This is a genomic window from Ruegeria sp. BHSB064 (assembly GCF_059613205.1).
Genome location: NZ_JBXWSB010000062.1, coordinates 13,744 through 27,114, shown reverse-complemented (window position 1 = coordinate 27,114; position 13,371 = coordinate 13,744). Strand labels below are relative to the sequence as shown.

9 protein-coding genes are annotated in these 13,371 nt (G+C 56.8%); 6 read left to right on the top strand and 3 right to left on the bottom strand.

The window, feature by feature from the left end; all coding sequences use genetic code 11:
- Window positions 1–441, top strand: a 441-nt coding sequence (locus AC2FNU_RS14885; protein WP_496789884.1) for an ABC transporter permease, incomplete at its 5' end; no start/stop codon positions are given.
- A gap of 547 nt (window positions 442–988) precedes the next feature.
- Here the strand turns inward: AC2FNU_RS14885 and AC2FNU_RS14880 are convergent.
- Window positions 989–2,644 (bottom strand): BCCT family transporter, encoded by a 1,656-nt coding sequence (locus tag AC2FNU_RS14880; protein ID WP_496789882.1) that lies wholly within the window; start codon window positions 2,642–2,644, stop codon window positions 989–991.
- Window positions 2,645–2,757: 113 nt separating this feature from the next.
- Here AC2FNU_RS14880 and AC2FNU_RS14875 point away from each other — a divergent pair, with 113 nt between their 5' ends.
- A complete protein-coding gene (locus AC2FNU_RS14875; RefSeq protein WP_496789879.1) occupies window positions 2,758–3,684 on the top strand; it encodes a LysR substrate-binding domain-containing protein in 927 nt (308 codons plus the stop codon).
- Window positions 3,685–4,471: 787 nt separating this feature from the next.
- Here AC2FNU_RS14875 and AC2FNU_RS14870 read toward each other — a convergent pair.
- Entirely contained in the window at window positions 4,472–5,164 is a 693-nt protein-coding gene (locus tag AC2FNU_RS14870) for a substrate-binding domain-containing protein (RefSeq protein ID WP_496789878.1), read from the bottom strand.
- Between the two features lie 6 nt (window positions 5,165–5,170).
- Window positions 5,171–5,356, bottom strand: a complete 186-nt coding sequence (locus AC2FNU_RS14865) for a LysR family transcriptional regulator (RefSeq protein ID WP_496789886.1) — start codon at window positions 5,354–5,356, stop codon at window positions 5,171–5,173.
- A 179-nt stretch (window positions 5,357–5,535) separates the two neighbouring features.
- Here AC2FNU_RS14865 and AC2FNU_RS14860 point away from each other — a divergent pair, with 179 nt between their 5' ends.
- From AC2FNU_RS14860 to AC2FNU_RS14845, 4 genes are read left to right on the top strand one after another with little or no spacing between them, the layout of a single operon-like run.
- Complete coding sequence (locus AC2FNU_RS14860; protein ID WP_496789877.1) at window positions 5,536–7,068, top strand: trimethylamine methyltransferase family protein; 1,533 nt, start codon at window positions 5,536–5,538, stop codon at window positions 7,066–7,068.
- Complete coding sequence (locus AC2FNU_RS14855; protein ID WP_496789875.1) at window positions 7,068–9,452, top strand: GcvT family protein; 2,385 nt, start codon at window positions 7,068–7,070, stop codon at window positions 9,450–9,452. Before AC2FNU_RS14860 ends, AC2FNU_RS14855 begins: the two co-directional genes overlap by 1 nt.
- Complete coding sequence (locus AC2FNU_RS14850; RefSeq protein WP_496789873.1) at window positions 9,449–11,854, top strand: GcvT family protein; 2,406 nt, start codon at window positions 9,449–9,451, stop codon at window positions 11,852–11,854. The genes AC2FNU_RS14855 and AC2FNU_RS14850 overlap by 4 nt, the downstream gene beginning before the upstream one ends.
- Before the next feature lie 10 nt (window positions 11,855–11,864).
- On the top strand, window positions 11,865–13,181 hold the full coding sequence (locus AC2FNU_RS14845) for an aspartate aminotransferase family protein (protein ID WP_496789872.1): 1,317 nt from the start codon (window positions 11,865–11,867) through the stop codon (window positions 13,179–13,181).
- Window positions 13,182–13,371: the final 190 nt, after the last annotated feature.

The window sequence follows — 13,371 nt, the reverse complement described above, 5'->3', positions numbered from 1 at the left end:
GTTCTGGATTTCATGCAGACTATGCCCGCGTTTGTCTACTTGATCCCGGTCATTGCCTTTTTCGGGATAGGAAAACCGCCCGGAATTATTGCAACGCTGGTCTTTGGGATGCCACCCGTGATCCGTCTGACAGCGTTGGGAATTGCTGGGGTACCTGCGGATATCCGAGAAGCGGCAACGGCCTACGGGGCGTCAAAAACCTTCTTGCTATTTAAAGTGGATCTACCTTTGGCGATGCCATCGATTATGACAGGGGTAAATCAGACGCTTCTGATGTGCCTGTCCATGGTCGTAATCGCATCGCTGATCGGAGCCAAAGGTCTTGGCGAGGACGTTTTAAGCGCTCTGCAATATGCAGCTGTCGGACAAGGGATCCTTGCGGGCCTTGCAATTCTCATGTGCGCGATGGTGTTGGACCGAATTGTGCAGGGCCGGAACTGAGTTAGCACCGGAGTGAGCCCAAATTGAACACCCGCTGTTTTGTTATGTGCCCATGTGCGTTCATGATGAGAAAACCCGATGGAGACATGTGAATGCCAGTGCACCTTACATAGATTTCTGCATCTGCAATGGTGCTGTGGTCATTCTGCGGGACGGAGTTGATCTCGACACGGACGGAGGCCTGTAAAGCTGAGTTTGCCTCGCTTTACCCGGATCGTGAGGTTTTTCCAGCAATCCTGCGTGCGTCCCTGCTTATATGCAGCTATCGATTTTCTAACTTAGCAGCTGCTTCTCTTCTGCCCGAAGGCCATTGATAGCGTTGGGACATTGGCCAGCGGGTGCGACTATGTCTTCACAACCCAAAAATTAACCTGAAAGGCAATTCGCTTCCAAACGCCTCAGGCTTAGACAAACAAGTCGATCGGCGTTGCAGCATTTAGAAGCCAGATGTTGCGACAGTATCCTACTTATTTCTGCATACTTTCTATAGGCGCAAAGAGACCCCGGCCTCAGTTCGAGAGGCCGGGATTGAAGTTTAATGAAGCCTTTACTCAGCAGGAGCAGGGTCTTCGATCGTGTTTTGAACGCCGAGGCTCTCGCGACGAGTGTCGTTGAAAACCGCTTTTAGAAGTGCAACCCACATCAACACCATCACCAAGGAGAACGGCAATGCGCCAATCACCATCGCGGTTTGGATCGCCTTAAGACCACCCACCAACAGAAGCGCCGCAACCACGGCTGCCAGTGCGCCACCCCAAAACAGTATATGAGGACGCGCTTTTGGGCCCTCGTCGCCCGCAGCGTTGATCGTGTTCACGATCAGCACAGCGGAGTCCGCTGATGTCACAAGGTAAGTCATCAAGAGTGCAACGATTAGGACTGCCATGCCCCAACCCAATGCATCGCCCAAGATTAGCCGGGTCATCTCAAAGATCTTCGCGCCATCATTTGCGCCGAAGATTACGCCTGCCGCATCGCCGTTGAGTTCCATGTCAATAGCTGTTCCGCCCGCGAAGGAGAACCAGACAAAGCACATGATGGCCGGTACGATAAGGGCGCCGAGGACGAACTCGCGGATGGTCCGCCCCTTGGAGATGCGCGCCAGGAATAAGCCAACGAAAGGTGCAAAAGCCACCCACCAAGCCCAGTAGAAAACGGACCAACCGCCTTGCCATCCTTCGAGGCTATCAGCCACCCCGCCCGCTCCGTCTCCGCGGTAGACGGTGAACATCATCTTGGGCAGGGCAATGACGTATTCCCACATACCGGCGAAGAGCGCTTGGATGCCAAACCAGGTCGATCCGAAGATCATCAGGAAGGCTAGCAGGAAGATCGACAGGCCCATGTTGAGGTTTGAAAGCCACTTGATGCCTTTGCCCACGCCGGACAGCGCAGATAGGGTCGAGGCACCCATTATGACAACGATGGCAAAGATAATGCCCGCAGAGGACGCGGTGCCTTGATCGTTTGTTAGCCATTCGCCGATGCCGATCCGGCTCATACCCGCGACAAACTGCTCAACGCCGAAGCCCAGTGTCTGGGCGACGCCGAGGATCGTGGCAATTACGGCCACCATGTCGACAATGCTGCCGAGAACGCCGGACATTGCCCTGCCAAAGATCGGTGTTAGAGCCGACCGGATGGTCAGCGGAAGGCCGCGCCGATAGGCAAAATACCCAAGCGCCAACCCCGCGACCGCGTAACTGGCCCACGCAGAAAAGCCCCAGTGCAGATAGGACCACTGGAAGGCATTTAGGTAGTTCTCTTCCGTTCCGCCTTCGGCCAGACCCAGAATAACTTCGGGGTTGTTGTTGAAGTGATAAACCGGTTCCGCGACGGCCCAGGTCAACATGCCAACGCCAATCCCGGCGCCGAACATCATCGAGAACCAAGAAAAGTTAGAGAATTCAGGCTGGTCGTCGGGCAAACCCATTTTCAGTCGCCCGGCCTTTGGCCAAAGCGCGAGCGCGAGGCAAACCACCATAAAGGAGGCAATGACATAGATGTACCATGCTCCGAAGTTCGACAGAATAAACGAGTTGAAGCCCGATAGTACTGCGCCGGCCTGATCGGGAAAAGCGACCGCCCAAACGACCAGCCCCCCTACGATGAGTTTCGATGTGACAGTTACGTCAACACTAAAGCCAGAATAAAACCCGTTGTCTGCGGTCTTGATCGGCAAATCCATAAGTGGTGGCTTCATCGTCCCTCCTTATCGGTCGGTATCTGGCGTGACCCACGCTCAACAAGCCATAGCTTTTTTTGATAACCGTAAAGGGTACTGGTGTTTTTGCTGAATTGAAGTATCAGGTTGTTATGGCTGACATAGACAGAAACTATACTAACTTGATTCGGCGCAGCGGTGACTTGGTCGCCTTCTGCGTCGTGTGCCAAGAACGCAACCTGACTAGGGCGGCGGCGAAATTGGGTATCTCGCAGCCCAGCCTCAGCAAACGAATGCAAAACCTGGAAACCTACCTTGGAAGACAGTTGTTCGTCAGAACCTCGCGCGGGTTGGAACTGACGACGTTTGCGCACAGCTTCTTGATCGAAATCGGCATGCAGGTACGGGGGCTCAGTGCATCATTGTCGAATGCCAAGCAAGGCGGAGAAACCGCTCGGGTCGTTGTCGCTGCTGATTTTGCCTTCGCTTCATTTTGGCTCATTCCGAGAATCGCCAAAATCCGACATGATCTTGGTGATATAGACATTCAGGTCTTGTCTTCCCAAACGCCATTAGCGTCTTTAGGGCGTGTAGACTTGGCGATTTTTCTGTCTGATCCAAGCGATGCGCCTGTAGGAAGCGAGTATCTGTTTTATGAGAAAGTGTCCGCTGTAGCATCTCCCGAATACATAGCCCAACGAGGGGGCCTCTCGGACTTTGATCGACTTGATCGCCACAGCTTTATACACCTTAGCAATATCGAAGAGCCTAATCCGTGGATTGATTGGTCGGCTTGGTTGACAAAGGCATCTGGCGCGCCGCTTGGGAAGCCGTCAGGTACGGAGGCGAATTCATCAGAGATGGTTCTAAAATTGGCGCGTTCTGGTCACGGCCTTGCGCTTGGTTGGTATGGATTAGTCGACGAATTCCTCGAAGATGGGGCGCTCGTTCTGGCACATGAAGCCCAGGTGTCTACGGAACGAGCCTACTATATTGGAGGTGTTTCATCCGGTTCGAGTAGATCATGCCATGCCGTTCGCAATTGGATCATTTCTGAGTGCAAGGAACTGGTTGGATGATGATAGGTCTATAGGAGGTTTGCGAGTTCACCTACCAGAGCGCGCAGATACACGCTTCGTGAAGTTTTTTTTGCAACTTTGAAGTACGGCCGCTGAACGCCCAAAGCGACAAGGATAATACTAAGATATCAACCACGGTCGAATGTATGAGTTTGGCCAAGTACCGGCGCAGTTCGTGTTGACCGAATGCGTCGCGTCTGGATGTTTTGTGCCGACTTCAACAATTGGCGGTTCCCGCGTCTGTACGAAAAGGCGGTAGCGCTTGTTATGTATTTTAATCTGATGGCCGAGGAATATCTGGGTGATTTTGCAGTCGACGCGTACAGGTGCATTCAGACCCACTAAACTATCAGGTTTATTTTTAGACAAATGCCACCGAACGTGTCCGCCGTGGCGGTGCTGTTGAGGGCAGAGGCCGCGTTACTTGCGGCGGCACTTGCTGGTTTGGCACCAAACCCGTGCACGCATAGATCGCTTTGTTGAGGACATTGGTATTCGTGATGACCTGGACTGTGTTTCTTGTTGGCGGAGAATATTTTTGTTTTTGGAATGGACACTTTGGATCTGAAGCCACCCATATAGGCTGGTCGATTTGGGGTAGATTGGAGTCTCTGGTTTTGACTTTAAATGCAACGACGGCTTACTCCCGCTGTTTTACGTTCATCCAAAGATCATGCCCGGAACTCAAATACAACGTCCGCGATCAAACGCCAAAACTCGAATGCGGGTCAGAGGGTATGCGATCAATCCAGCAGTCTAGTAAGTGTCATCGATTCAGAAATTTTACCTAATGATTTGTAACGGCGTTTCTTCCGATCGGGCCCATCAGACTGCTTACCTTGTTAGTCAGAACACCCTGTGCAGTTTCAGCGAAGTTTTCTGCGATATCCGTAAGGTCTCCTTCACGCACCACAACAGTGAGGGTGCGCGACAAACCTGACACAGGCAATGGCAAGATTTTCAAAGCCATATGCTCAACGAGACCGTCGATTAGAAGCGTCGGCGTCAAGAGCGAAAACCCCATGCCATCGGCGACGCAAGCAGTTACCATGCTCGAACGATCCGCCTGCAACATCTGGTCCGGCACGGCCCGAAGCCGTCTCAAATGCTGCATCGTTTGACGTCCGGCGCGGGTTGTATCTGCGAAGCGGATTAGCGGCAATCTGGATTGGATGGCTTCAAGGCTGTCGGTAGGGCCAGAGTAATCAGATGGCAAAACCAACAAATATGACTCCTTGAGAACCTGAAACCGCTCCAAACCGTCCAAGTCGTACATTGGATCAGATGTCAGCGCGAGATCAGCCTTCTTGGTACGCAACAACCGCTCGTGGTCACCACTCTGACCCGCAAGCAGCGTTACATCGGCGACTTTGAATTCAGATTTGGCGAGTTTCACCAATGACGGCGTAACCGTGGTGGCGACCGAAGCCTGAATACCAACTCGCAAGGTACTGATCGGCTGTGGCCCTATATGACGCATTTCCGTCTAAAGGTCCGACAGCGCGTTCAGCACCTGGATGGCTTGCCGATGTAACAGAATCCCCGCTTGGGTTAACTGGGAGGGTCGCGTTGAGCGATCCAAAATTACTACGCCAAAGTTCTTTTCGAGCTGCGCGATGTGTTGGGACGCGGCCGGTTGCGTCAAACCCAAGAGTTTTGAACCGGCGCGCATCTGTCCGGTTTCTGCAACAGCCACTAAAACTTCCAAAGATCGGATCAGGCTGGGGCTAAACTGGCGTGGTGCTGACACTTCATCTAAACCCTTATTGTATTAGTTTTGTTTATACTGTCAGAGATTCATTGTTTGTCGTCAAGTCTGGTGGCAGCCTCCTGCGCGAAGGAGAATTGGCAATGAACGCACCTCGAACAGCAAAAAGGCGGCGCCGCGGAGCTTCAGCAGAGCGCGGTCCCGAAACACGCGCGCCCTTCATCTTGCGGAAGCTCAACACCTTTAACGTTTTGAACGATGAGGGACTTGAGCTAATCGAAGCCAATGCCGACACCATCTTGCACGAAATCGGGATGGAGTTTCAGGACGACCCGGAAATCCTTGAGATTTTTGCGGCCGCAGGATGCGATGTACAAGACACGCGCGTGAGGTTTGAACCAGGCTTTTGCCGAAAAACGATCCAAGCCACGGCACCCGCGCAATTCACGCAGCATGCCCGCAATTTGGAGAACAGCGTTCAAATCGGTGGAAACGCGACAGTGTTGTGCCCGTCCTGGGGTCCGCCATTTGTGCATGACCTCGATCAGGGTCGACGCTATGCGTCACATGAAGATTTCATCAACTTAGTGAGGCTGCATCACACGCTGCCTTGGCTGCATCATTCGGGCGGCGTGGTCTGCGAACCCGTCGATTTGCCCGCAAACAAGCGGCACCTCGACATGCTTTACGGGCACATTCGCAACTCGGACCGTGCATTTATGGGCGCCTTTATCGGTGCAGAGCGGGCGGGCCATGCAATCGACATGGCCAAGATCGTCTTTGGCGAGGCGTTTCTGGCCGACAACGCGGTGCTCTATTGCGTGTCCAACACCAATGCTCCGCTAGTGATGGATTCACATATGTCCGGCGCGCTCAAGACCTATGCACGGGCAGGCCAACCGGTGGCGTGCACGCCGTGGGTGCTGACGGGCGCTATGAGTCCCTGCACCGTAGCCGGTACACTGGGACAAGTCCTGGCTGAAACAATGGCTGCCATGACGCTGGTTCAGCTGGTGAAACCTGGTGCGCCTTGCCTAATGGGGACCTTTGCCTCGACAATGTCGATGAAATCGGGGGCGCCCACATTCGGCTCGCCCGAAGCGGGGCTGATGGTGCTAGCCGCTGGCCAGCTTGCACGCCGTTTGGGCGTACCGCTTCACACGGTTGGTACGCTATCGGCCTCAAAGGCGGCGGACGGGCAAAGCCAACAGGAAGCGACCTGGGGCTTGATTATGTCGCTCTTTGCGGGTGCCAATGTGGTCAACCACGCAACTGGCTGGTTGGAAGGCGGTCTGGTGACATCCTTCGAAAAGACGATGCTGGATCACGACATCTGCGGCAAGATTGGCAGGTTCTTTGACGGGATCGATCTGAGTGAAAACGCACAGGCCATGGCGGCAATTGCGATGACAGGGCCGGGCCAGCATTTCCTGGGGTCCGAACACACACAGAACAACTTCATGGAAGCGCTCTTCCGGCCGTTGACGCCAGACGACAATTCCTTCGAGCAGTGGAAAGAGGCGGGCGAAAAGGATGCGGCGACGCGTGCCAACGCGCTGTGGAAAGAACGCCTGCAAGGTTATCAGGATCCCGGCCTTGATCCAGAGATTGACGGGGCCCTTCGGGATTACCTCGCCTACCGAAAGGCAGAGGTACCGGATCGGAACTACTTCTGATGCGAACACTGATCGTTGGGGGCGGGGCAATCGGGCTGAGCGTTGCTTATCACATGGCAAGGCGCGAGGCGCAGGATGTGACCCTGCTGGAACGTAACACGTTGACTTCCGGAACATCATGGCACGCGGCGGGAATCGTTGGTCCGCTCCGCGCGACCCCGAACATGACGGACTTGGCTTCTTACGCGCTGGAGTTGTTTCCGCGTCTTGAATTGGAAACCGGAATGGCGACCGGTTATCGCCAGACAGGGGGCTATTGGCTGGCCCGTCGCTCCGAACGTCTGGACGAGCTGCACCGCATAGCAAATCTGGGCGTTACCCGCGGATTGAAGCCGAAGGTGATCGCGGCCCGTGACGTTGCCGTGCCGCAGCTGGATCTGACTGATCACGTTGGTGCGTTGCATGTGCCCGAAGACGGTAACGTCAATCCGGTGGATTTGTGCATGGCTTATGCCCGCGCCGCGAAATCCGGCGGTGTGGAGATCCGAGAAGGGGTGCAGGTCAAGCGACTTGCCGTCGCAGACGGGCGCATCACCGGCGTCGATCTGGCCGATGGCAGCACATTGGAGGCCGGGCGAGTGGTCCTGTGCACCGGCGCGTGGTCACGCGAATTGGCCGCGACGGCCGGCGTCGCGTTACCACTGCAGGCGGTCGAACATATGTACGTCGTCACTCAGCCTATTGACGGGCTGCCCGATCCGTTTCCGGTGATCAGGGACCTGGACAACGGTATTTACATAAAAGGGGACGCGGGTAAGCTGGTGATCGGCGGCTTTGAGCCAAATGCAAAATGCTGGAACCCATACGGCGCTGAAGGGGACCGTGCATTTCTGGAAATGCCCGAGGATTGGGACCAGTTTGCGCCTTTCATGGAAGCCGCGCTTGAGCTGATGCCTAGTCTGTCAGAGACGGGCATCCAGCATTTCATGAACGGACCGGAAAGCTTTACCGCCGACACACGCCCTCTCGTTGGGGAAACGCCTGAGGTTAAAGGGCTTTACGTGGCCGCAGGCATGAACTCGGTCGGGGTGATGTCGTCAGCTGGCATTGGACGAGTCCTTGCCGATTGGGTGGTGGATGGCGCACCACCAATGGACCTGTGGGAAGTGGACGTCGCGCGTGCCGATCCTTTGACAGCGGGCCCGGCGCATATGACGGACCGAATGCAAGAGGCGGTGGCCGACCTTTTTGCGATGCACTGGCCGTTCAAACAGCCCAAAGCGGGACGCGGGCTGCGGATATCCGCGTTGCATCATTACTGGGAAGGGCAGGGGGCCGCCTTTGGCCTAACGGCCGGATGGGAGCGCGGGCTTTGGTATGCCAAAGACCCGTCTGAGCAGGATATCCCTTACAGCATCGGGACGCAGGGCTGGCAGACAATTGCCAACCGTGAAGCGGCTCAGCTGGCCGATGGGACGGCGTTGCTGGACCTTTCGCCTTTTGGCAAGTTTGACATCAGAGGCCATGGCGCGGTTTCCGGGTTGAACCGTCTTTTCACCTCGCAAATGGATGTGCCTGTGGGCCGCGCGGTTTATACGCAGATGCTCAATCCGCGCGGTGGGATCGAAATGGATGCGACTGTGACGCGCCTTGGCACGGAGCAGTTCGAGGTCATCTCGGGTGCAGCCACACGCCAGCGGGATCTGGCCGCCTTGCGGCGTGGCTTGCCAGAGGGGGTGACGGTTACAGATCTTACAGAGGAGTTCTGTGTGATCGGTGTAATGGGCGCCGCCAGCCGCGAGACATTGCAAAGCCTGGCTAGCGACTGGACGGACATTGCCTTCGGCCATGCCACGGCGGTGACCCTTGCAGGCGTGCCCTGCCGGATGACGCGAGTCAGCTTTGTCGGGGCATTGGGTTGGGAGTTGCGCGTCGCCAATGCCGATGCGGGCACCCTGTTCGAGGCGCTGATCGCAACCGGTGCGAAGCCGATGGGTCACAATGCACTTGACGGGTGCAGGATCGAAAAGGGTTTTAAGCACTGGGGCCATGATCTGGGACCCGATATCACGCCGCTGGAAGCGGGGTTGAGCTTTACCATCGACTGGGACAAAGAGTTCGTCGGCAAGGAGGCCGTTGACGCACAGCGCGCCTCCGGCGTGACGAAACGCATGGTCTTGCTGGAGATCGAGGGCGATGCCCTCATGCTGCACGATGAACCGATTTTTGAGAATGGTGTGGCCGTTGGTCTGACGACCTCGGGTGCGCGCGGGGCGAGAACCGGTCTGAATCTGGCCTTTGGGCTGGTCCGGACCGAACCGGGCGAGAAGCTGGCCGAGACCTGCGCCCGCTGTTTCGACATTCAGGTTGCAGACAAAACCTACGCAGCGCGGCCTCTGGCCCGCATTCCTTATGATCCCGACGGCGTGGAGATGCGCGCATGACGACGAATGCACAGGTGGTGATTATCGGCGGTGGCGCGATGGGCGTGGGTCTGCTTTATCACCTGACAAAAATGGGGTGGTCGGATGTGGTCCTGGTCGAGAAGAACGACCTGACCCACGGATCGACCTGGCACGCGGCGGGCTTGTGTACCCATTTCGCCCATAACCCCACGATCCAAGAGTTGCGCGCAACCTCGGTGCGCCTTTACCGTGATATTTTGCCGGAAGAGACAGGCAACACATGTGGCTTTCACGCGTCCGGCGCGATGCGCGTCACGCGTAACCCGGACCGGATGGACGAATTTGCCCATGTGGCTGGCCTGTCCTCCTTCACCGGGTACCCGCTTGAGGTTCTGACCCCCGAACGGATCGCCGAGTTGCACCCTCTGGCAGAACTGGACGGGCTTCTGGGCGGGATCTACGAGCCGGACGATGGTCATGTGGACCCGACCATGGCTACCAATGCCATGGCGCAGGTAGCCAGCAAAAACGGTGCAACGATCATGCGTTACACCCGCGTCACGTCGATCGAGCGGCAGGACGTCGCCTGGCGGGTTGAGACCGATAAAGGTGTCCTCAACACCAGTCACATTGTGAATGCGGCTGGCACCTGGGGGTGGGAAATCGGCCAGATGATGGGCTTGAATATCCCGTCGGTCCCGGTCCTGCACCAGTATCTGGTCACCGACCGGGTGGAGGCGGTCGCGGACCGGATCGCGCAAGGTTTGCCCGAATTGCCAATCATCCGCGACCCTGAAGAAAGCTGGTATGTGCGCCAGGAACGCGACGGCCTGATACTCGGGCCTTACGAAAAAGACGCGCAGGTGTGGTCGGTGGATGGCATACCGCCCGAGTTTGGTGCCGACCTTATGCCTCCCGACTTGGACCGGGTTGAGGACATCATCCTGAACGCCATGGCCCGCGTGCCTGCACTGGAAACCGGCGGCATCAAATCGGTCATCAACGGCCCGATCACCTTTACGCCCGATGCCAATCCGCTGATTGGTCCCGCCCATGGGCTAGTCGATGCCTGGCTGCTGACCGGATCGTCAATGGGCGTGATGGAGGGTGGTGGTGCGGGGTGGTTCCTTGCGCATTGGATGACCCATGGCGCGCCTCCAATGGACCCGCTGGCTGTTGACAGCCGCCGTTTCGGCTCCTGGGCGAACCGAGATTATCGCGTAGCCAAAGCCATTGAGTGTTTTGGCCTGCAATTCGGGGTGCACTATCCCAACGAAGAACGCCCCGCTGGGCGCGGGCTACGCCTGTCGCCACTGCATGATCTGATGTTAGAGCGGGGCGCCGTGATGGGTGCAGCCTACGGTTGGGAACGGCCCAACTGGTTCTCGGAGAAGCCCGGTGACACAGCCACCGAAACCTTCCGCCGGGCTAATTGGTTTAATGCCGTGGCGCGGGAAACCGATGCCGCCACCAACCGTGTGGCACTCGCCGACCTGTCGGTATTTTCAAAGTTTGAAATATCGGGACCGGATACGCATCGCTTCCTCGACACTCTCGGGGCAAACCGCGCACCAAAAACAGGGCGGATCGGATTAACCCATGTCTTGACGCCAGCGGGTGGGGTGCTGTCCGAATTCTCGGTCGCTATGCTGGCCGACGATCACGCTTATCTGACCTCCGCTGCAGCCGCGCAGGAAATGGACCTGGATGTTTTGCGGACGCGGTCAGAGGGTTTCGACATGGTCATCCGAGACGTCACCAATGATTGGGCGGTAATCGGACTGATGGGCCCTGAGGCCCGGAAAGTGCTGTCGCAGGTGACCGAGACCAACCTCGCTGAGGGCTTCCCATGGTTGACTGCACAATCCATCGCTGTGGCTGGCGTTGGCCTCCGCGCGCTGCGAGTGTCCTATATCGGGGAGTTGGGTTGGGAATTGCACGTGCCAAAGGCCCAGGCCGCAGAGGTATTCCTCGCGCTCGAAGCGGCGGGTCAGCCCTATGACATTGGGCTCTATGGTGCCTATGCCGCAAACGCGATGCGCCTGGAAAAGGGCTATCGTAGCTGGGGCGGTGATCTGACGACCGAGCGGTCGCCGATTGAAGCAGGCGTTTCCTTCCTGGTGAAGACCGAAGGGCGCGAGTTTGTTGGACGTGACGCCATGCTGGCACGGGCGAACCCGTGGGTCATGGTGATGCTCGACATTGAAACAAAGGATATTGATCCGTTCTATGCCCATGCCGTGATGCAGGGGGACCGCCCCGTCGGCATGGTCACATCGGGCGCCTTTGGGCACCGCACCGAAAAAACGCTCGCACTGGCTTACTTGCGCGACCCTGCTGCACGCGAAAACCTGACAGTGTCTGTCCTTGGCCGGTCGCGTCCCGCAACAATCTTGGACACACCACCTTTTGATCCCACAAACGCTCGCTTGAAATATTGAGAGGCTTGAAATGACTGTGCATCCTATCAACACCGACTGGTCCGAAAACGGTACGGAAAACCGCCGTGCTCAGTACTTTGCGGCGTCGCAAAGCAAGTTTGTTCCGTTTGCAGAACCCCTGGTCATGCGCCGTGGCCAAGGACAGTATCTATGGGACATCCAGAACAACAAATACATTGATCTGCTGGGCATGAACTTGTGCATCTCGGTTGGACACTCGCATCCACGGGTGGTCGAAGCAGCGATGGCACAGGCTCAGGATCTGACGCACTGCACCACTATGTTCTATCATCCGACGCCAGCACAATTGGCTGAAGAACTGGCCGCGACCATGCCCAAAGGCCATGACTGGGTGGTGCATTTCTGCAATTCTGGCTCCGAGGCCATCGACCTGGCCATGACAATGGCGCGTACCTACACCGGCAATCTAGACTTGTTAGCATTGCGCCACGCGTATCACGGGCCTACAGCCTCGGCGCAGTCAATTACGGGCATCTCGGGCTGGCGTCATCCGGGAATGCCGGGCAACGTCGCCTTTGTCGCCGAACCCAACCAGTATCGCGGCATCTTTGGTGAAGGTGCCGGCGCGCAACCTTACCTCGATGAGATTGATCGGACCATCGCAAGTGCGACAACAGGCAAGGTCGCGGGCATCTTTGTGGAAAGCATTCAGGGTTACGGCGGCATCGTCGAGATGCCCATGGGCTACATGAGTGGCGCCGCCGAGCGTGTCCGCGCCGCGGGTGGTGTTTATGTCGCCGATGAGGTTCAGTCGGGCTTTGCCCGGACGGGCGATCATTACTGGGGTTTTGAGGCGGACGGCGTTGTGCCCGATATCGTCGTGATTGCCAAAGGTCTCGGAAACGGTTTCCCTATCGGTGCGGTGATTGCACGCAAGGACGTGGCCGCACCAATGGCAGAAAAATTCATGTTCCACACGTATGGAGCCAACCCTACAAGCTGTGCCGCTGGGCGGGCGGTATTGCAGGTGATCCAGGACGAGGGCATCCAGCACAACGCCAAGGTGGTCGGGGCCGCGTTACTCGAAAGGATGCGAGACCTGCAGGAGCGGCATAAAGCCATCGGCGACGTGCGTGGGCGCGGATTGATGATGGCCATCGAACTGGTCAAGGATCGCAAGACGAAGGAGCCGGATCGAGAAGCTACGGCGACCGTGTTCGAGGGATGCAAGGATGCAGGCATCATCCTGTCAAAATCCGGGCCCACACAATCGTGCCTGCGCATGGTGCCGCCGCTGTGTTTGTCGATGGATGACGTCGATGCCGTAGCTATCGCGCTCGACAAGGCATTTAGTGGCTTGAAGTAACACGAACATGATGGGTGCCGGTTACTCTTGGGCGTCCGCTTTTTGTCATTGAATTCAAACGACCTTTGAGTATGCCTCACCGGACAACTTCACGGAATCAATGTTCAATTAGTGTACGACTGTGCCGAAGGTGCTGGTAGGTACCAATTGGCTGCCACCGGAGTTTGATCAACACGATGGGTTACGCCGT